The sequence below is a fragment of the Rhizobium sp. NPDC090275 genome, assembly GCF_044772225.1.
GTDB lineage: Bacteria > Pseudomonadota > Alphaproteobacteria > Rhizobiales > Rhizobiaceae > Rhizobium.
In genome coordinates, this window is sequence record NZ_JBIVYL010000003.1 from 239,240 (window position 1) to 258,244 (window position 19,005).

A 19,005-nucleotide genomic window follows, 5' to 3' on the forward strand; every position below is an offset into this window, starting at 1 on the left:
CGGTGGAAAAACAACGTGGAAGACCCCGAAGGCGGCTTTAAGTCGCAATCTGACGGGGCGTCGGCGGCAGCGCGCAAGGATGGCAAAAAATCCAGGCGCCGCAAGGGCAAGCGTGGCGGGCAATCCCGCAATGCAGCTCAGGCCGCTTCGCATGCCCCCTCCGGCATTGCCGGCGAGGCAGCGCGCCCAATGGATGCACGTCCAACGGACATTGCGGCCGAGACATCGGCCCGCAAGCGCAAGCGCCGCCGTCGCGGTTCCGGTGCCTCGGGCGAGGGTGCTCCAAGACAGCAGCAACAGGGTGATCAGGCCGCATCCGCCAATCGTGCGGCAACGCATGATGGCGACGCGGCTTCGGGAAGGCGCGGCCGTCGCAAGCATCGCGGCAAGCGTGGCCTGCAGGGTCGGCCGCTGGCGCAGGCAAAACCATCAGGCCATCAGCCCGCGCAAGCACCCGCGAATCAGCCGAATGTCGGCCGCGGTCCCGCGCAGGAAGCGCGCGGCGAAAACGACAATCGCGTCCAGCGTCATCATCAGGAGCGCGGCGAAAGGACGGCTTCCGCCCATCCCTGGCCGGATGAGCTCTACGCAGCACTCGACCTCGGCACCAACAATTGCCGTCTCCTGATCGCGCAGCCGACCCGTCCGGGCCAGTTCCGCGTCGTCGATGCCTTCTCGCGCATCGTGCGCCTGGGCGAGGGGTTGGCTGCGAGCGGGCGTCTGTCCGACGATGCGATGGACCGCGCCGTCGATGCGCTGCGCGTCTGCGCCGGCAAGCTCAAGAACCGCGAGATCCGCCGGATGCGGCTGATCGCCACCGAAGCTTGCCGCCAGGCAAGCAATGGCGAGGAGTTCCTCCAGCGCGTCGTCGCCGAGACCGGGCTCGAGCTTGAGATCATCGATCGCGAAACAGAAGCCAGGCTCGCCGTTTCCGGCTGCTCCTCGCTGGTCGGCCGTGAGACGCGCTCCGTCGTGCTCTTCGATATCGGCGGCGGTTCGTCGGAAATCGCCGTCATCCGCATCGGCGACAGCCGCTTCAGTCGTCTTGCCAATCACATCACCCACTGGACCTCGCTTCCCGTCGGCGTCGTGACACTGTCCGAGCGCCACGGCGGCCGCGATGTCACGCCGGATGTCTTCGAGGGCATGGTGCTTGAGGTCGAGGGCATGCTCTCCGGCTTCGATTGCCCCGTCATCGATGGCGATCTCGGCGACTTTCACCTGATCGGCACCTCGGGTACGGTTACCACGCTTGCCGGCGTCCATCTCGATCTGCCGCGCTACGACAGGCGCAAGGTCGATGGCATCTGGTTGTCCGATGATGAGGTCTCGGCCATGCAGGCGAAGCTCCTCTCCTGGGATTTCGCCAGCCGCGCCGCCAATCCCTGCATTGGGCCGGATCGCGCCGATCTGGTGCTCGCCGGATGCGCCATTCTCGAGGCCATTCGCCGCCGTTGGCCAAGCCCGCGCATGCGCGTTGCCGATCGTGGCTTGAGGGAAGGCCTTCTCACCGACATGATGGCGGATGACGGCGTCTGGCGGCGCCATCGCCACCGCCGCGGTCAACGCGGCAAGTAAGCGCGGCAAATAGGGGATCAGCTATGACCAAGCCAACCATTGCGGGCAACCGCACCGGCCGCAAGCTCGGCCAGCGCGTCAAGAACAAGAAAATGAAGGCGTCCTCGCGCCAGTGGCTGCAGCGCCATATCAACGATCCCTATGTGCAGCGCGCCCAGCTCGAGGGCTACCGCGCCCGCGCAGCCTTCAAGCTGCTTGAGATCGACGAGAAGCACGGCATCCTGAAGGGTGCGCGCCGCATCATCGATCTGGGTGCCGCACCCGGCAGCTGGTCGCAGATTGCCGCCAAGGTCACCGGCTCGACGGATGAGGACATCCGCGTCGCAGCGATCGACTTCCTGGAGATGGCGCAGCTCCCCGGCGTCAAGATCCTGCAGCTCGACTTCCTCGATCCGACTGCACCTGACAAACTGATGGAAGCGGTTGGCGGCACGCCCGATCTCGTCATCTCCGACATGGCGGCGCCGACCACGGGCCACCATAGAACGGACCATCTGCGCACCATGCATCTGTGCGAAGTCGCCGCGCATTTCGCGATCGAGGTTCTTGGCGAGGGCGGTCACTTCCTGGCCAAGACCTTCCAGGGCGGCACGGAAAAGGATCTGCTCAATCTGCTGAAGCAGAATTTCAAGCAGGTCGTCCACGTCAAGCCGGCGTCGTCGCGCGCCGAATCCGTCGAGATGTTCCTGCTCGCCAAGGGCTTCAAGGGACGCAAAGCTCAGGCCGACGAAACCGAGGCTTGATTTCGAGACCATTCCGGGTGGAGTATGACACTCCCAAGACAGCCCATCATTGGGCCAAGACCGGAATGACCGCGGATATCAATGCTGCTTTACGTCACGCTCGGAACCAACGACATCGATCAGGCCCGGCATTTCTATGATGTCGTGCTTCCCGTTCTCGGCTATCGCCGCCAGCGCTACTCGGAAGAAGAGATCGGCTACGCCGCCGATGGCGATATCCGCTGTCGCTTGTGGATCGTCACCCCCTTCAACCGCCGCCGCGCCTCGAATGGCAACGGCACGATGATTGCGCTCGCGGCCGAAACCCGGGCGGATGTGGATGCCTTCTATCGCGCGGCCATCGCAGCCGGCGGCGTCAGCGAGGGCGAGCCGGGCCTGCGCCCCTTTCACGCCAATTTCTATGCTGCCTATGTGCGCGATCCCGATGGCAACAAGCTGAGCGCCGTCTGCGAGGCGCCGGAGCCGGCCGCCGAATAAACGTCGCGGACGCTTACTTCACCGCCTGCTGTTCCGCCTCCAGCACCGTTGCCGCGAGCGGCTTGACGCGATGGCCGGAGACCAGCGCGCCGGCATGCTTGTCCATGCGGATGAAGGGGATGGTCGCGACCACGGTCATCAGCGCGATCACGTAGAAGGCAATGTGGAAGTCCACCACCTGCAGCGCTTCGCCGCGAATGAAGATCGAGGTCTCCAGGATCGCCGCGGCGACAGCCACGCCGAGCGCCAGGCTGATCTGCTGCATGACCGAGCTCATCGAGGTCGCCTGGCTCGCCTGCGCGTCGTCGATATCGGCATAGGCAAGCGCGTTGACGCCGGTAAAGAAGAAGGAACGCGAGAAGCCGCCGATCAAAAGCACCAGGATGATGACGAGGTGCGGCGTCGTCGGCGTGAAAAAGCCTGTTGTCACAGTCACCAGTGTGGTCACGCCCGCCGCCGTCAACAGCGTCGAGCGGAAGCCGACCGCCGCGAACACCCGCTTGGCCATGAACTTCGTGGTGATCGCGCCGATCGCGCCGGCAAACGTGATGAGGCCGGATTGGAACGGCGTCAGCCCGAAGCCGAGCTGCAGCATCAGCGGCGTCAGGAAAGGCATGGCGCCGATGCAGATGCGAAACAGCGTGCCGCCTGTCGTCGACGCCCGGAAGGTCGGGTTCTTGAAGAGCTGCAGATTGAGGATCGGTGCCGGGTGCCGTCTCGCATGGCGCACATAGAGCGCGCCGCAGACGACGCCGATTGCGGTCGCCGCGATGCCGATGATCGGCGGTAGCGCAGGCAGGCTGACAACGGAGAGGCCGAAGACCACGCCGGCGGCGGCAAACGAAGTGAGCACGAAGCCGGTGATGTCGAGCTTCGGCGGCGCCGTCGCCTCGACCTCGGGCAGGAAGATCGTCGCCAGCCAGACGCCGATGATGCCGACGGGCACGTTGATCAGGAAGATCCAGTGCCAGGTGAAATAGGTGGTGATGAAGCCGCCGAGCGGCGGTCCCGCGAGCGGCCCGACCAGCGCGGGAATGGTGAGCAGCGCCATGGCGGAAACCAGATCGCTGCGCTTGGTGGTGCGCAACAGCACCAGGCGGCCGACCGGCGTCATCATAGCTCCGCCCATGCCCTGCAGGAAGCGGGCGACGACGAATTCGATAAGGCCCGACGAGATCGCGCAGAAGATCGAGCCGACGACGAAGACGCAGATGGCGAGGCGGAAGATGCGCTTGGCGCCGAACCGGTCCGCCATCCAGCCGCTGATCGGGATGAAAACGGCGAGCGACACCATATAGGATGTCAGCGCCAGCTTCAGCGTGATCGGCCCGACATGCAGGTCGTTGGCGATCGCCGGCAGCGCGGTCGAGATGACGGTTGAATCCATCTGCTCCATGAAGAGCGCGACGGCAAGGATCAGGGGAACGATGCGGTTCATGCGCGAAAGCCTTGGGGGTCTAGCAAAGGCGGCTCGGAAAGCCACTGCTCTTTAGTCCTCGCACCGGCGTCTGCCAAGTGCGCATTCATCTTAGGAAATGCGAATGCATCACGTCTGCGTGAGACGGATGGTTCAGGGATTTCAACGCGCGGAATTGACATATGTTCGTTTCGGCGGATTGCGATAAAGGGTGGTCCGTCATGACGATGGGGGCGGCGCGCCAATGTGCCGTGCGTTATTACAAAGGATGGAACATGGCGATTTCGATGGGGATGAACAGGCGCGCGTTTGTAGCGGCAGGCGTTGGCCTGCTGGCCGCGCCCATGATTTTGAAAGAGACGGCCGTGATGGCCGCAACCGGAGATAACACCAAGATGGATGCGACGACGCAGCCCCAGTTCAATCAGTTCAAGCTCGGCTCCTTCAAGTTCACCGTCGTCAAGGACGGTGGCGTGGTTGGCGAAAAGCCGAATGAGACTTTCGGCACCAACCAGACGCCGGAAACCGTTCAGGCGCTGCTCGTCAAGAACTTCCTGCCGACGGACAAGTTCGTCAACACCTTCGCGCCCTTCGTGGTCGATACCGGCTCCGAGGTGATCCTTGTCGACACCGGCTTCGGCGAAAGCGGTCGCGCCAAGGGCAACGGCCAACTCGCAGCCGGCCTCAAGGCCGCCGGTTACTCGACCGACGACATCACGATCGTCGCGCTCACCCATCTGCATGGCGATCACATCGGCGGCCTGATGGAAGGCGGCAAACCGGCCTTCGCCAAGGCCCGTTACATCGCCGGCAAGACCGAGTACGATTTCTGGACCGACAAGGCCCGCGAGGGAACGCCGGCCGAGGGTAACCAGAAGGCTGTTCTCGCCAATGTCGTGCCGCTGGCCGAGAAGATGACCTTCATCGGCGAGGGCGACACGATCGCCTCCGGCATCACCGCGATGATGGCCCCTGGCCACACGCCCGGCCACATGATCTTCAACATCGAGTCGGATGGAAAGCGCCTGATCGCCACCGGCGACACCGCCAACCACTACATCCTGTCGCTGCAGAACCCGACCTGGGAAGTCCGCTTCGATATGGACAAGGCTCAGGCAGCCGCCACCCGCAAGAAGGTGTTCGACATGATCTCAGCCGACAAGGTGCCGTTCCTCGGCTATCACATGCCGTTCCCGGCCGTCGGCTATGCGGAAGTTTACGAAAGCGGCTACCGCTTCGTTCCCAAGACCTACCAGTTCGACCTCTGATCCTGCTGCATGGCAGCCATACCAAGCCCGGCCACCGCGCCGGGCTTGTCGTGTTCTTGGGATGTGTTTTTCGGCGGGAAGGCGCGCCTGTCTCTCTCCGTCCTCATTCCTGTGCTCGTCACAGGAATCCAGCCGAAGCGCGTCGGCGCGGCGAGAAGAGTCCATTGCGCTCAAGGACTTGACCGCGCCGCATCCCTGTGACGGGCATAGCGATGAGGATGCGGTGAGGGCGGCGCGAAACCTTAGCCGACGTGCTTTCGGCGCAAGAGAGCGCATGGCGACCGTTCTCGAACCTCGCTTACCCCACCCATGGCCGGCCACATTTTTTACTATTCCCTTAACGCCATAGACGTGGTACCAGCCCTCGCCAACTTCCAAAGCAACCTTACACATCGCCGGTGCGGATAAGACGTTCCGGGTGAGGGTGCATTTTTCTTTTATAAGGAATTGGCCATGGCTCGCATCATTGAAACGCCGACCGGTTTAGACGCACTCACCTTCGATGACGTGCTGCTTCAGCCTGGTCACTCCGACGTCCTCCCGGGCCAGACCAGCGTTGCAACGCGCATTGCCACCGATTTCGAACTCAACATACCCATTATCTCGTCCGCCATGGACACGGTCACCGAAAGCCGGCTCGCGATCGCCATGGCGCAGGCCGGTGGCCTTGGTGTCATTCACAAGAACCTGACCCCGATCGAGCAGGCCGAGCAGGTCCGCCAGGTCAAGAAGTTCGAAAGCGGCATGGTCGTCAACCCTGTCACCATCGGCCCGGATGCGACGCTCGCCGATGCACTGGCGCTGATGAAGATCCACAGCATCTCCGGCATCCCTGTTGTCGAAAAGTCCGGCCGCCTCGTTGGCATCCTGACCAACCGCGACGTCCGCTTCGCCTCTGATCCCGCCCAGAAGATCTATGAGCTGATGACCCGCGAGGGCCTCGTCACGGTCAAGGAAACCGTCGACCAGCAGGAAGCAAAGCGCCTGCTGCACGCCCACCGCATCGAAAAGCTGCTGGTGATCGATGGCGAAGGCCGTTGCGTCGGTCTCATCACCGTCAAGGATATCGAGAAGTCGCAGCTCAACCCGAACGCCTCCAAGGATGCCCAGGGTCGCCTCCGCGCCGCAGCCGCCGTCGGCGTCGGTGATGATGGCTTCGAGCGCGCCGAGCGCCTGATCGAGGCCGGCGTCGACTTGCTCGTCGTCGATACCGCCCACGGCCACTCGCAGGGCGTTCTGAACGCCGTCGCGCGCGTCAAGAAGTTGTCCAACTCCGTGCGTGTCATGGCTGGCAATGTCGCCACGTCGGATGGCACCAAGGCGCTGATCGATGCAGGTGCGGATGCGGTCAAGGTCGGTATCGGTCCAGGCTCGATCTGCACCACCCGCATCGTCGCAGGCGTCGGCGTTCCGCAGCTTGCCGCCATCATGTCGGCGGTCGAAGCGGCCCGCGCCCAGGATGTCCCCGTCATCGCCGATGGCGGCATCAAGTTCTCCGGCGACGTCGCCAAGGCGATCGCATCCGGCGCATCCGCCGTCATGATCGGCTCGCTGCTTGCCGGTACCGATGAAAGCCCGGGCGAAGTCTACCTCTATCAGGGCCGCTCCTTCAAAGCCTATCGCGGCATGGGCTCCGTTGGCGCCATGGCCCGCGGCTCGGCTGACCGTTACTTCCAGGCGGAAGTGCGCGACACCCTGAAGCTCGTTCCAGAGGGCATCGAAGGTCAGGTACCCTACAAGGGGCCGGTCTCCGGCGTTCTGCATCAGCTCGCCGGCGGCCTGAAGGCTGCCATGGGCTATGTCGGCGGCAAGGACCTCAAGGACTTCCAGGAACGCGCGACCTTCGTGCGCATCTCCGGCGCCGGCCTGCGTGAAAGCCATCCGCACGATGTGACCATCACCCGCGAAAGCCCGAACTACCCGGGTTCCGGCGCCTGATGAACGACGCGAGCAGCCGTATTCCGACCTTGGTCGTCGCGCTGCTCGCGGCCATCTCCCTGGGCATCTTCATCTGGATGCTCCTGGGCTACGTCCTGCCGTTTCAGGATATGACCCACGCCGCGATGCTCGAAGCGCGGCTGGGTCGCTATGATGCGAGCGATATCGACGCCATGCGCGGCTTGCTCGAGCGAAAGCCGGAAGCGCGCGACTTGCTTGTCGCCATGCATCGCGGGCCCGATCTGATCCTGCCCTTCGTGCTGACGGCGTTCCTCTTTACCGTTCTCGCCAAGCTGCGCCCCGCAGGCCGCTACTTCAATCGTCCGATGCATCCCTTGATGATCGCCGCGATCTATGCGCTGCCTTTCATCTACGGCTTCTCCGACTATGCCGAGAACATCCTGACCGACAACCTCTTCGCCGGCGGCGCCGAGTGGAGCTTCGCCGCGGCATTGCTGCCATGGGCGTCGAGCCTCAAATTCGCGAGCCTGACCGTCTGCGTCATCGTCATCCTGCGCTTTCTCGTCTACCGCATCGTGCCGCCGACGGATCGCTGACGCCGCTGGCCCAACCGACACTGGAAACGCCGGTTCGTTTGCTCTAAAGCTCTGACACCAAAAGAAAACTGGCAAAAGGAGACGAGCATATGACCGGAATGACAGGCTATGAGATGTTCTGGCCCATCATCGCCCATGCGGCGCTGGTCTACATGCTCTACATGCTGCTCGGCTATCGCCGCCAGAAGATGCTGAAGTTAGGCAAGGTGCATGCATCCGACTATCGCGAAAACCGTGGCGAGCCTACCGAGAGCCTGATCGTCAAGAACAGCCTGGCCAATCAGTATGAGTTGCCGGTGCTGTTCTACGCCTGCTGCATCCTTCTATACATGACCGAAGCGGATAACCTGATCGCGCTCGTGCTTGCCTGGATCTTCGTTGCCTTGCGCTATGTCCACGCCTTCGTCCACGTCACCAGCAATAACCTGCGCTACCGCAGCCCGCTCTTTGCCGCCGGCTATCTCGTGCTCGGCGTCATGTGGGTCTGGCTTGCCGTCTGGATAATGTTCCCGAACGGCTGAGCGGTCGGGAATCATCGTCTGTCTCCACGAATCAGCGATGCGGCCGGTTTTCTGTAAGCAACACGGCTAGCAGCGTGTCGCGGCCTGTGTTCGGCCTGAAAATGGCGTAAATTTACCCTCCGGAACCGACCAAATCAGGGCTTATCACCCCGGTTTGGTTGAGCTTTTGCCGATCGTTAGAATACAAGCTTTCTCGTTTACGCCTCATGAAGGCCTGCATGTCATATCGGCCGAAAGGGCCGGTTTTGGGCAGTGTCCGGTCTGCGAATAAGAGGGATGGGGAACGACATGAACGTCGGGAGCTTCGATCGCATTGGCCTCCGCAGGAAGCCGAAACAGGAACGCAGTATTCAGAGGCTGGACCTGATCTTGTCCGCCGCCTCGGAGCTGATCGCGGCCAAGGGTGTCGGCGCCATGCGCATGACCGAACTCGCGGTTGCCGCCAACGTACCGATCGGCTCGGTCTACCAGTATTTCCCCGAGAAGGCCGCGATCGTCAAAGCGCTGTTCGATCGCCATTCGCTGGCCATCCGCGCAAGGGTGGCGGATGCTTTCGCGTCTGTGCAATCCGTACCGGAAGCGCTCGATGTGCTCGAAGCCACAATCGACTGGCACTACGAGGACTATCGCAACGATGCCGCGAGCCTCGGCATCTGGCTCGGCACCGAGACCGATCAGGACCTTTCGCAGCTCAATGTGGAACACAACAGCCGCATCGCCCGGATCTTTCGCGAAACGGCCCAGCGCATCGCGCCCGAGTTCAGCAATGTCGATAGCGAGGCGCGCACCTATCTCTTCAGCCACCTGATCGGCTCGTCGGTCAGGCTTGCCGTGACGAGCGACCCCTGCTTCGCGGCCCGCATTCTGCAGGAATGCAAATCCCTCGTGCGCAGGTCCTTCTTCACATCCATGCCGGCGGAAATGGTCGCGGGCTGATCCCAATTACCAGCTTGTGCCGATTACCAGCTGGTCACCGTGTTCGCGACCTTCAGGCGCGGCTGCGCGCGCACGTAAGTGCCTTTCACCTCCGCGTCGAGATTGTCCTCCACCACGGCAGGCGTGATGTTGTCGAGGCAGGCGGTGATGTGCGCGGTGATCGCGTTCATCAGCGAGATCGAGACGCCCGGCCGCTTCATGATGCCGATCTGCACCGGGGGGAGCGCTGGGAAGCCGTCCGCTTGGGTCAGCACCTTCATGCCCGTGCGCAGCGCCGATTCCGGCATTGTCGAAACGGCAAGCCCGGAGAGAACCGCCGCCGCGATGACGGTGCATGACCAGCTGGTGAACAGGATCTGATGTTCGCGCCCGCCCGCGTCGAGCGCGGCTATGGCGGTCTGTCTCCACGGGCAGTCGCGGCGGCCGACGGCAAGCGGCACCGGCGCGTCGTCGCGGATCGGATGGTTGGCCGAGCCGACCCAGCAGAGTGGTTCGGTCCGCACCACGTCCGACATGCGCACGCGCGGATTATGCGTCACCAGCGCGATGTCGAGTTCGCCCCTGTGCATGCGCTCGGCCAGATCGACCGATGGTTCGCAGACGATGTAGAGTTCGACATTCGGATGCGTCTTGGCGAAGCGGCCGATGATCTCCGGCATGTAGCGCTCGGCATAATCGTCGGGCGTGCCAATCCTGAGCGTGCCCTCGAGCCGGTTGTCGTCGAAGGCTGCGATTGCCTCGTTGTTGAGGCGGATGATGCGGCGGGCGTAGTTGAGCAACTTTTCGCCCTCGACCGTCAGCCGGTTGCCGCGGCCGTCCTTGATGAACAGCTGCTTGCCGATCCGCTCCTCGAGGCGGCGCATCTGCATCGAAACGGCGGATTGCGTCTTGTAGACCCGGTCGGCGGCCTTGGTGAAGCTGCCGGAATCGATGATCGCGATGAAGGTCTGCAGCTGGTCAATATCAAGAGGCGCGGCCATGGTTCTCACCTATAAACATCTCTGATGATAATCATTAGAAACATTCGTTGGACTGATCAATAGCCGTTTGGCATCTTGTGGCTGCAAATCAATCAAAGTGATGGCCAGGCAAATCGGCCTGTCCGCTCGAAAACCAACTTGCCTCTCCGTGCCTGATCGCGCGGAAAGGGCGGGTTGTTGCGCGCCCATGAAAGGATCATCCCATGCGCACGACAGACCGGATATTAGAACTCGACTGCAACCCCGCGACCAAGACCTATTCGCAGCGTCTCGTCGCCGGTTTCGCAACGCTGGCATCCGTACTGCGCGTGTTCCGCAATCGTATGGAGATCAACGCGCTGCACGAGCTCGACGACAACCAGTTGAAGGATATCGGCCTTTCGCGGGCCGATCTCGACGCGGCCTTCCTGGCCTCGACCTTCTTCGAGGATCCGTCGGATCAGCTGACGCGGTCCGCGCGCAATCGCGGCCGTAACTCGCTTCACCGGCTTAATCAGGATTGAGCCTAAACCAGTTTTCCCCGCAGGGTGATAGCCAATAACCCTGCCTCTTGCCCGGTGCCGACCTCCCAGTCGTCTCCGGGTTTTTTTATGCCTGCTGTCAGGGCTTGGGAGAGGAGGGCGACGTCTTCGGCATATAGCTCTCGAAGATCGCCTCCATGTTCTTCTGGTAGCCCTTTTGCACTTCGAGCCCGCTGTCGAACATGGTGTTCAGCATGTCCATGTAGCTGGAGGCCTCGGGCGCCTTCTCAGCCTTTTCGCTCGCCTTTGGCGCTTCCGACGGCTTCTGTGGCGCCGGCTGCGCGAAGCTTCCCATCATTTCCTGGAATGCCTTGGTGAAGGGATTGTCGAGGAAGGGATTGGCCGGTGCCGCTTTTTCAGGCTCCGGCTTCGGCGCGCTGAACATCAGCTGCATCGCCTGCGTGAATGGATTGTCGAAAATGCTCGGCTGCGGCGTCGGCGTCTGCTTCGGCGCGAAGCCGGTTGCCTGCAGCCATTGCTGGATGCTCTCGCCCATCGCCGTGTTGACGAAAGGGTTCACCGGCGCGTTCATCTGCCCAATCGATTGCTTGAACAGCCCGCCCATCAGCGTGCCGGCCATGATCGGCAGCATCTGCTTGTAGATTTCCTGGCCGATCCCGGTCATCTGCGCCGCCTGCGCCGCGACTGCCCGCGACACGTCCTTGGAGCCGAAGAGCTGCGCCAGGATGTCGTTGCCGTCGGAGATCCCCTGCGGCGTGAACGCCTTGCTCATGTCCTCGAAATACTTGGCATAGTTGCCGGAGGACACCGCCTGCATCAGGCCCATGAAATCGTAGGGGTTGCTGCTGCTCCGCTTCAGCCCGGCTGAGAAAGCCGGCATCAGCGCGGCCATCGCCTGCGTCGCCTGTTCCTGCGCCAGGTTGAACTGCTTGGAGATCGCGTCCATCGCCGCGCCGTTCTGCGCCTGCATCATCATGTCGAAGAGTGGCAGCATGGAAAAGCCCTTTCCCGGTTCGCGACGCATGATCGCGTCACTATAGCCGGAAAAAGGAATGCGCAAACCGCTTTTTGCAGAAGGGCTTAGAGCCTGGTTCTAGTACTGGTATTCGGTGAACACCGGCTCGACCGAACCGTTCCAGCGGCCGTTGTAGAGCGCCAGCAGGTCTTCCGCCAGCGTCGCCTTCTTGGCCATGACCTCATCGAGCGGCGACAGGAAGATCGTCTCGTCCTGGCCTTCGCTGTTGAGCTTGCCACGCGCCTTGAGGCCCGCCTTGGAAATGGCAAGCACGTCGCGCGCCGTATCGTAAAGCGTGTGGCCACGGAATGCGGCCTTCAGTCCCTCGGCCGGCACCGCGTTGCGCAGCGCGTTCACCTCGTCGAAGCCCCAGTCCTTGGTCAGCTGGTCGGCCGCCTCGAGTGCGGTTGCGTCGTAGAGCAGGCCAACCCAGAAGGCCGGCAGCGCGCATATGCGGCGCCACGGGCCGCCATCGGCGCCGCGCATCTCGAGGAAGCGCTTCAGGCGGACGTCGGGGAACAGCGTCGAGAGATGGTTGGTCCAGTCGCCCATCGTCGGCTCCCAGGCGGCAATCTCGCCCTTCAGCGCGCCGTTCATGAACTGACGGAAGGTGATATGGGTACAGTCCTTGTAGCGGCCGTCGCGGACGATGAAGTACATCGGCACGTCGAGCGCCCATTCCACATAGTCGTTGAAGCCGAAATCGTCGCGGAAGGTGAAGTCGAGCAGGCCGGAGCGGTTGTTATCGGTGTCGCGCCAGATATCGCCGCGCCAGGACTGCAGGCCGTTGAGCTTGCCTTCGGTGAAGGGCGAGGAGGCAAACAGCGCCGTTGCCAGCGACTGCAGCTTCATCGAAACGCGCATCTTCTTGCGCATGTCGGCTTCCGACGAGAAGTCGAGGTTCACCTGGATCGTGCAGGTCCGATACATCATGTCGAGACCCTGCGTGCCGACCTTTGGCATGTAGCGGCTCATGATGCCGTAGCGCGACTTCGGCATGATCGGGGTTTCGGCCAGCGTCCACTTCGGGCTGCCGCCGATGCCAAGGAAGCGGATGCCCATCGGCTCGGCGATCTCGCGCAGCACGGCCAGATGCGCGTTGGATTCCTTGCAGGTCTGGTGGATGTTTTCGAGCGGCGCGCCCGAGAGTTCGAACTGCCCGCCCGGCTCGATCGAGATCGCGCCCATGCCCGATGGCTCGGCAAGGCCGATGATGTTCTCGCCGTCGAGGATCGGCTCCCAGCCGCTCTTGGCTTCGAGACCCTTCAGCAGGCCCGAAATGCTGTTTTCGCCGAAATAGGGAACCGGGCTGTTATCGGCGCGGAAGAAGGCGAACTTCTCATGTTCGGTGCCGATGCGGAACTTCTCTTCCGGCTTGTTTCCCGCCGCAAGATAATCGGTCAGCTCCTGAACCGAAGAGAGCGGGGTCTGGTCGGTGGTATCGCGAGCCATTCAAGTAACCTGTATTCGGGAAACGCCCGGAAAGTATCCGGACAGTAGGAAGGGTGATTAGGACCGCTGGCACGTATGTTGCAAGTGAAATTGTTTCAACCAGCCATCAAAAAAATACCAGCAACTGTGGCCCGTTGCCCACGCGGCTATTGGTTCCAGTCGCCGAGTGCCGCCTGTATCACTGCCATGGCGGCAACGGCTGCGGTATCGGCGCGCAATATTCTCGGCCCGAGCGGGATCGCGGTCACGAAATCGAGGCTCCTGAGCCGCGCGCGCTCGTCCTCGGAAAACCCGCCCTCGGGCCCGACGAGCAGCGCCAGCTTGCGCTCCTTCACCGCCGAGAGGATCGGCAGCGGGTTCTGCCCGGCATCGCCCTCGTCGCAATAGATGATCCGCCGGTCGCTCGGCCATCCGTCGAGCATGTCGAAGAGCCGCACCGGCTCGGCCACGTCAGGGATGCCGAGAATGCCGCATTGCTCGGCTGCCTCGATGACGTTGGCTCGGAGTTTGTCGAGATTGTTGATCTTGCCCTGCACATGCTGCGTCATCACAGGCTGCAGCACGCCGGCGCCCATCTCGACCGCCTTCTGCACGAGATAATCCAGCCGCCCCACCTTCAGCGGCGCGAAGAGATAATGCAGGTCGGAAGGCTCCGGCTGCGGCCGGGTCTGCTCCTCCGGCACGATCATGATGCGCTTGCGGGTCGGCAGCGAAAGCCTTGCCTTCCATTCACCGTCGCGGCCGTTGAAGACGAGGATCTCGGCCCCATCGCCCATCCTCAGCACATTGGCCAGATAATTATACTGGTCCGGCGTCGCCTCCGCAGCCACTCCTTTGGAGAGGGGTGCGGCGACGAACAGCCGTTGCATTCTGAAATTGGCGCGCATCGAAATGTCCTGGCTAAACGAAGAGCGCGACCATAGCCCAATAGAGCGCGGCCGCAAGCAAAGCGGATGCCGGCACGGTGATGACCCAGGCGGCGATGATCGTCATGAAGTGCGAGCGCCGCACCAGCCGGCGCCTGCGCACCTCGTGGGTGTTGGGATCGTCGGGCTCCTCCAGCATCCAGACCTCGGCCTTGCGACGCATATATTCGATCCGGCGCTTGGAGTTCCGGGTGTACCATTCGCGGAAGAAGCCGACGCCGAATACCGCACCGACTGCGATATGCGTCGTACTGACCGGCAGTCCGAGCCAGGAGGCGACGATCACGGTGAAGGCCGTCGCCATCGCCACGCAATAGGCGCGCATCGGATTGAGCTTGGTGATCTGTTCACCGACGAGGCGGATCAGGCGCGGCCCGAAGAGCAGCAGACCGACCGAAATGCCGAGTGCCCCGATCAGCATCACCCAGAGCGGAGGAGCCAGCCCGCGCACGAGCGGCTGCTCGAAGGAAACGCGCACGATCGCCGAGAGCGGGCCGACGGCGTTGGACACATCGTTGGCGCCGTGCGCGAAAGACAGCAACGCCGCCGCACCGATCAGCGGCATCTGGAACAGCACCCGCAGCGAGCTGTTGCGGTTCTCCAGCCCCTGCGCCCGCATGTTGACCAGCGGCCGCGCCACCAGCCAGCCGGCCACGCCCGCGGCAATGCCGAGCAGGATGATCGTTGACGCCGAGAACGCGTTCATGCGTTCAAGCTGCAGGATCATGTAGGCCGTGAAGCCGCCCACCATGATCGCGATGAGCACCGGCACCCAGCGCTTGGCCGCGGTGATCTTGTCCTCGCGGTAGATGATCAGCGTCTTGACGAGATAGAGCATGCCGGCGGCAATCACGCCGCCGATCAGCGGCGAGGTCATCCAGCTGGAGGTGATTTCGGCCAGGACCCGCCAGTTGACCGGCCCCGGCCCGAGCGCGCCCACGCCCGCGCCGATCACCGCGCCGACGATCGAGTGCGTGGTCGAAACGGGCGCGTTCAGCCATGTCGCGAGGTTGATCCAGAGTGCGGCCGCCATCAGCGCCGCCATCATGATCCAGGAGAGCGTGGCGGGCGGAATCTGCGACGCGTCGACGATGCTCGACGAGATCGTCTTCACCACGGCGCCACCCGATATCGTCGCGCCGAGGATCTCGAAGATAGCGGCGATGACGAGCGCCTGGCCCATGGTCATGGCGCGTGCGCCGACGGCAGCGCCAACGTTGTTGGTCACGTCGTTCGCGCCGATGTTCATGGCCATGTAAGCCGCAAGGGCGGCCGCCGCGATCACCAGGCCGGCGCCGGGGCGATCGAAGACGTAGATCGCGGCAAACAGCATCGCGAGGCCGAGAAAGACGAGACCGATCCCCGGCGCCACCAGCTTGCGCGAGACGTATTTCGACGCGTCCTCGACCTGCGTGAGCTTGTCGAGATCCTTGTCGAGCGTTCGTTTGGTGAGGACGGTGGGACGGTCGGCCATGCTGTTCCTTGTGATTGAGGCCCGCTTTTGCGCCGCGAATTCTAGCAGCGCAAGATGGCAGGAATCATTCAGCCGGAATCTGATGCAGCGTCAACGGTTCAAGCGGCTCGGCCATGCGGCGCTTGAAGAGCAGAAAGAGATCGCGCAGTTCGGGTTCGTTGACGCGCTTGGCTGCTTCATCGCAGGAAACCCAGTCGAAGCGCCGTTCGCCCTTCTCTTTGAAGTTTTTGGCGATCGTAGAGACCTCGAGCACGTAGACCTGAACCTTGCAGTTCACTTTCAGCCCGTTCTTCAGCACCTTGGGATAGTGGTAGCAGCCGATCGTCTGGCTCTCGACCGTCCCGCGCACGCCGGCTTCCTCGTAGGCCTCGCGGGCGGCGACCTCGTACGAGGTCTTGCCGTCCATCGGCCATCCCTTGGGGATCACCCAGCGGCCGGTATCGCGGCTGGTCAGAAGCAGCACTTCGAGCGCGCCGGTCTTGCCCTTCGTCCGGTAGCAGAGCGCAGCATACTGCTGGCGCGGAGGGCGCCGGAACATCAGCTGGACATCGGAGGCGAGGCGGGCAAGTAGGCTCAACGGTCGGGTCACCTTTATCGGTTGGGTGCGTATATTAGTGTCTCATGGAAAGCTTGCGCGATCCATGTGCGTGGTTTGCTTTCGGTTCAGGCTTGATACTATCAATAGAGCCTTTCGTTTTGGCTTCGGTTTCAAAAAACCGCCATCGAATGCTCTATTTCCGTCACGTCGAGTACCAAAGAATATGATATTGGCTTTCGTCATAATCAATGATGACGTGATGACGCATGCCGATAGGCCCAAACATTGGCGATTCTGCGTCGGTTCTCCACAGAAAAGATTGCCCGGCTAACATCCTGAAGGGGTAATTTAGCCACTCAAAGCCCGCTGGGACAGGTGATCCGGCGCAATGAGTCGTCGTGTTTGCGTCACTCTCGGCGAAAAATATCCTTGGTCGCCACCCGCCATTCGGCTTATCAATGCGTCGAAAACAGGAGGATGGTTCATGGTATCGGAAGCAACGCGCATCGATTGGATCGGAGGGAGCTGCCGGCTGCTGCAGGCAACGGCGGCGGAGTTCCGCGACACTCGTCCCTTCGAGGGGCTGACGATTGGCACCGGTATCCATCTCGAACCGAAAACGGTGGCGCTTCTGATGACGCTCGGCGCCGGCGGCGCGCGTCTGGTCTGCACCGGCAACCTGAACAGCACCCAGCCCGCGACGGTCGACTATCTGCGCCGCCAGGGCATCACCGTCTTCGCTACCCAGACCACCGATCCCGCCGCGCACTACCAGAGCCTTGTTGCCGTGGTGGCCGAAAAGCCGGATCTGCTGCTCGACAATGGCGGCGATCTCTTCGCCATCGCCGCGGAAAGCCCCTACGCCAATCTCCTGGGCGGCACCGAAGAGACCACCTCCGGCCGCACCCGTCTGCTGCCGCTGCGTGACAGGCTAAACATGCCGATCCTCGTCATCAACGACAGCCCGATCAAGCAATTCGCTGAAAACAAGCATGCCGTCGGCCAGAGCCTGTTCGAGAGCTACATGCGTTTCACCAACCGCTCCACCAACGGCAAGCGCGTCACCGTGTTCGGCTATGGCGCCTGCGGCAAGGGCACGGCCGCCTGTCTCCGCAATGCCTTCTCGCAGGTGAGCGTTGTCGATATCGATCCTGTCACCACGCTCGAAGCGCATCTGGATGGTTTCGTCACACCGCTGCGCGATGACGCCATCCGCTCCGCCGACGTGCTCGTCACCGTCACCGGCCATCCCGATATCATCACCTTGAAGGACCTGCCGCTGATCAAGAACGGCGCCATCCTGATGAACGGCGGCCATTTCCCCAACGAGATCGACGTCACCGCTTTCCGCGCCCACGAGGACGTCGTCGCGACCGACCGCTATGAGGCCGATGGCATCGAGACCCTGCATATGAAGGACGGCCGCGCCATCCACATCCTGGGCGGCGGCCACATGGCCAACCTCGCCGGCCCGCGCCCGCTTGGGAACTCGGTGGAATCCATGGACCTCGGCTTCACCCTACAGGTCCGCTGCCTGGAGCGCGTCGCCAAGCGCGGCGTCGGTCCGGAAGCCTGCATCGTGCCGGTCCCTGCGGATATCGACGCGATGGTGGCAAACGCTTATCTCGATCTGGCGCGGTAGGCTTTCCAGCCGCTGTCGGGGCCGCAGGAGCCCCGGCGCGCGAGCCTCAATCGATCTCGATCACCAGCTTGCCCTCAGCCTCACGGCCTTCGATCAACCTGTGTGCCTCGACGACATCGGCAAGAGAAAACCGCCGGCTGTCCATGCGCGGCAACAGCTTGCCCGCTTCGGCTAGCCGCGTCACCTCGCGAAGGATCTCGCCGTGATGCGCACGGCCTTCGCCTGTGAGCAGCGGCAGCAGCGTGAATACGCCGGAATAACTCGCCGCCTTGAAGGAGAGCGGCGCCAGCGCATGCGTGCCCCATCCGAGCGCGCTGACGACACGGCCGAACCGGCCGACCGCCTTGAACGCCATGTCGAGCCCGGCGCCGCCGACCGTATCGTAGACGACATCGAAGCCACGCCCCGCGGTATAGGTCGCGACGTGATCCTCGATGGTGCCGACGGCGCGGTCGATCGGCGTGGCGCCGAGGCTGCGGAGATAGTCCGCCTTCGCCGCGCCATCGATCGCGTAGACATCGGCGCCGACAGCCCGGGCGATCTGCACCGCGACATGCCCGACCCCGCCGGCACCGCCGATGACGAGGACACGCTGGCCGCTCGCGACCTTCGCCCTGTCCACAAGCCCTTCCCATGCGGTGATCGCAGCGAGCGGCAGCGCGGCGGCTTCCCGCATCGACAGATTGCTCGGTTTGAGCGCGATGAGATCGGCGTCGACAGCTGCGAACTCGGCCAGCGACCCCTGAATGCCGCCGACCCCGCCGGTCATGCCGTAGACCGCGTCGCCGCGCCGGAAACCGGTCACATCAGGGCCGACCGCCTCGACGATCCCAGCCATGTCGATTCCGAAGATAGCGGGCAGGGGATGGCGGGCATGGGCGGCGTTGCCGGCGCGGATCTTGGTGTCGAGTGGATTGACGCCGCTCGCCTGGATGCGCACCAGCACTTGGCCTTTGGCAGCGTCGGGCCGGGCGATTTCGGTGTGGCGAAACGCGCCCTGCGGTGCGTCGACGACAAGCGCTTTCATCGTGGATTTCGAAGACATGGAACACTCCTTTCGT

18 protein-coding genes are annotated in these 19,005 nt (G+C 62.9%); 10 read left to right on the top strand and 8 right to left on the bottom strand.

Annotated elements, in window-relative coordinates; all coding sequences use genetic code 11:
- The first annotated feature begins 15 nt into the window (after positions 1-15).
- From ACIQUB_RS09095 to ACIQUB_RS09105, 3 genes are all read left to right on the top strand, one after another.
- Positions 16-1,578 (top strand): exopolyphosphatase, encoded by a 1,563-nt coding sequence (locus ACIQUB_RS09095; RefSeq protein WP_113238516.1) that lies wholly within the window; start codon positions 16-18, stop codon positions 1,576-1,578.
- Between the two features lie 23 nt (positions 1,579-1,601).
- The gene (locus ACIQUB_RS09100) at positions 1,602-2,321 is read left to right on the top strand and encodes an RlmE family RNA methyltransferase (RefSeq protein WP_113238517.1); all 720 of its coding nucleotides are present in this window, start codon (positions 1,602-1,604) and stop codon (positions 2,319-2,321) included.
- An 81-nt stretch (positions 2,322-2,402) separates the two neighbouring features.
- Positions 2,403-2,798 carry a VOC family protein gene (locus tag ACIQUB_RS09105; protein WP_047508248.1) on the top strand — a complete coding sequence of 132 codons (396 nt, stop codon included), beginning with the start codon at positions 2,403-2,405 and terminating at the stop codon, positions 2,796-2,798.
- 13 nt (positions 2,799-2,811) lie between these two features.
- Here ACIQUB_RS09105 and ACIQUB_RS09110 read toward each other — a convergent pair whose 3' ends face one another.
- Positions 2,812-4,236 carry a DHA2 family efflux MFS transporter permease subunit gene (locus ACIQUB_RS09110; protein WP_113238518.1) on the bottom strand — a complete coding sequence of 475 codons (1,425 nt, stop codon included), beginning with the start codon at positions 4,234-4,236 and terminating at the stop codon, positions 2,812-2,814.
- A gap of 254 nt (positions 4,237-4,490) precedes the next feature.
- Here ACIQUB_RS09110 and ACIQUB_RS09115 point away from each other — a divergent pair, with 254 nt between their 5' ends.
- From ACIQUB_RS09115 to ACIQUB_RS09135, 5 genes are all read left to right on the top strand, one after another.
- Entirely contained in the window at positions 4,491-5,483 is a 993-nt protein-coding gene (locus tag ACIQUB_RS09115) for an MBL fold metallo-hydrolase (protein WP_113238519.1), read from the top strand.
- 453 nt (positions 5,484-5,936) lie between these two features.
- The gene (guaB, locus tag ACIQUB_RS09120) at positions 5,937-7,421 is read left to right on the top strand and encodes an IMP dehydrogenase (RefSeq protein ID WP_018898529.1); all 1,485 of its coding nucleotides are present in this window, start codon (positions 5,937-5,939) and stop codon (positions 7,419-7,421) included.
- Positions 7,421-7,978, top strand: a complete 558-nt coding sequence (locus ACIQUB_RS09125; protein ID WP_113238520.1) for a hypothetical protein — start codon at positions 7,421-7,423, stop codon at positions 7,976-7,978. The genes guaB and ACIQUB_RS09125 overlap by 1 nt, the downstream gene beginning before the upstream one ends.
- A 98-nt stretch (positions 7,979-8,076) precedes the next feature.
- Positions 8,077-8,499, top strand: a complete 423-nt coding sequence (locus ACIQUB_RS09130) for an MAPEG family protein (RefSeq protein WP_113238532.1) — start codon at positions 8,077-8,079, stop codon at positions 8,497-8,499.
- A 288-nt stretch (positions 8,500-8,787) separates the two neighbouring features.
- On the top strand, positions 8,788-9,435 hold the full coding sequence (locus tag ACIQUB_RS09135; protein ID WP_113238533.1) for a TetR/AcrR family transcriptional regulator: 648 nt from the start codon (positions 8,788-8,790) through the stop codon (positions 9,433-9,435).
- Between the two features lie 23 nt (positions 9,436-9,458).
- Here the strand turns inward: ACIQUB_RS09135 and ACIQUB_RS09140 are convergent, their stop codons facing one another.
- Positions 9,459-10,415, bottom strand: coding sequence for a LysR substrate-binding domain-containing protein (locus ACIQUB_RS09140; RefSeq protein ID WP_018898533.1), 957 nt, complete (start codon positions 10,413-10,415; stop codon positions 9,459-9,461).
- A 203-nt stretch (positions 10,416-10,618) separates the two neighbouring features.
- Between ACIQUB_RS09140 and ACIQUB_RS09145 the strand changes: the two genes are divergently transcribed.
- The gene (locus ACIQUB_RS09145) at positions 10,619-10,918 is read left to right on the top strand and encodes a DUF1127 domain-containing protein (protein ID WP_113009985.1); all 300 of its coding nucleotides are present in this window, start codon (positions 10,619-10,621) and stop codon (positions 10,916-10,918) included.
- A gap of 97 nt (positions 10,919-11,015) precedes the next feature.
- Here ACIQUB_RS09145 and ACIQUB_RS09150 read toward each other — a convergent pair whose 3' ends face one another.
- The 5 genes from ACIQUB_RS09150 to ACIQUB_RS09170 all read right to left on the bottom strand — a co-directional run bounded on the left by ACIQUB_RS09150 (position 11,016) and on the right by ACIQUB_RS09170 (position 16,341).
- Entirely contained in the window at positions 11,016-11,891 is an 876-nt protein-coding gene (locus ACIQUB_RS09150) for a DUF937 domain-containing protein (protein WP_113238521.1), read from the bottom strand.
- A 99-nt stretch (positions 11,892-11,990) separates the two neighbouring features.
- A complete protein-coding gene (locus ACIQUB_RS09155) occupies positions 11,991-13,364 on the bottom strand; it encodes a glutamate--cysteine ligase (protein WP_113238522.1) in 1,374 nt (457 codons plus the stop codon).
- A gap of 146 nt (positions 13,365-13,510) precedes the next feature.
- Positions 13,511-14,251, bottom strand: a complete 741-nt coding sequence (locus ACIQUB_RS09160) for a 16S rRNA (uracil(1498)-N(3))-methyltransferase (protein WP_402929287.1) — start codon at positions 14,249-14,251, stop codon at positions 13,511-13,513.
- A 13-nt stretch (positions 14,252-14,264) separates the two neighbouring features.
- Positions 14,265-15,764 (bottom strand): inorganic phosphate transporter, encoded by a 1,500-nt coding sequence (locus ACIQUB_RS09165; protein WP_113238524.1) that lies wholly within the window; start codon positions 15,762-15,764, stop codon positions 14,265-14,267.
- A 64-nt stretch (positions 15,765-15,828) separates the two neighbouring features.
- Complete coding sequence (locus tag ACIQUB_RS09170; RefSeq protein WP_113238525.1) at positions 15,829-16,341, bottom strand: NUDIX hydrolase; 513 nt, start codon at positions 16,339-16,341, stop codon at positions 15,829-15,831.
- Positions 16,342-16,786: 445 nt separating this feature from the next.
- On the opposite strand from ACIQUB_RS09170, the gene ACIQUB_RS09175 reads away from it, so the two are divergent.
- Positions 16,787-17,944, top strand: coding sequence for an adenosylhomocysteinase (locus ACIQUB_RS09175; protein WP_113238526.1), 1,158 nt, complete (start codon positions 16,787-16,789; stop codon positions 17,942-17,944).
- A gap of 46 nt (positions 17,945-17,990) precedes the next feature.
- On the opposite strand, the gene ACIQUB_RS09180 is transcribed toward ACIQUB_RS09175, so the two are convergent.
- Positions 17,991-18,989, bottom strand: a complete 999-nt coding sequence (locus ACIQUB_RS09180; RefSeq protein ID WP_402929290.1) for a zinc-dependent alcohol dehydrogenase family protein — start codon at positions 18,987-18,989, stop codon at positions 17,991-17,993.
- Positions 18,990-19,005 lie beyond the last annotated feature (16 nt).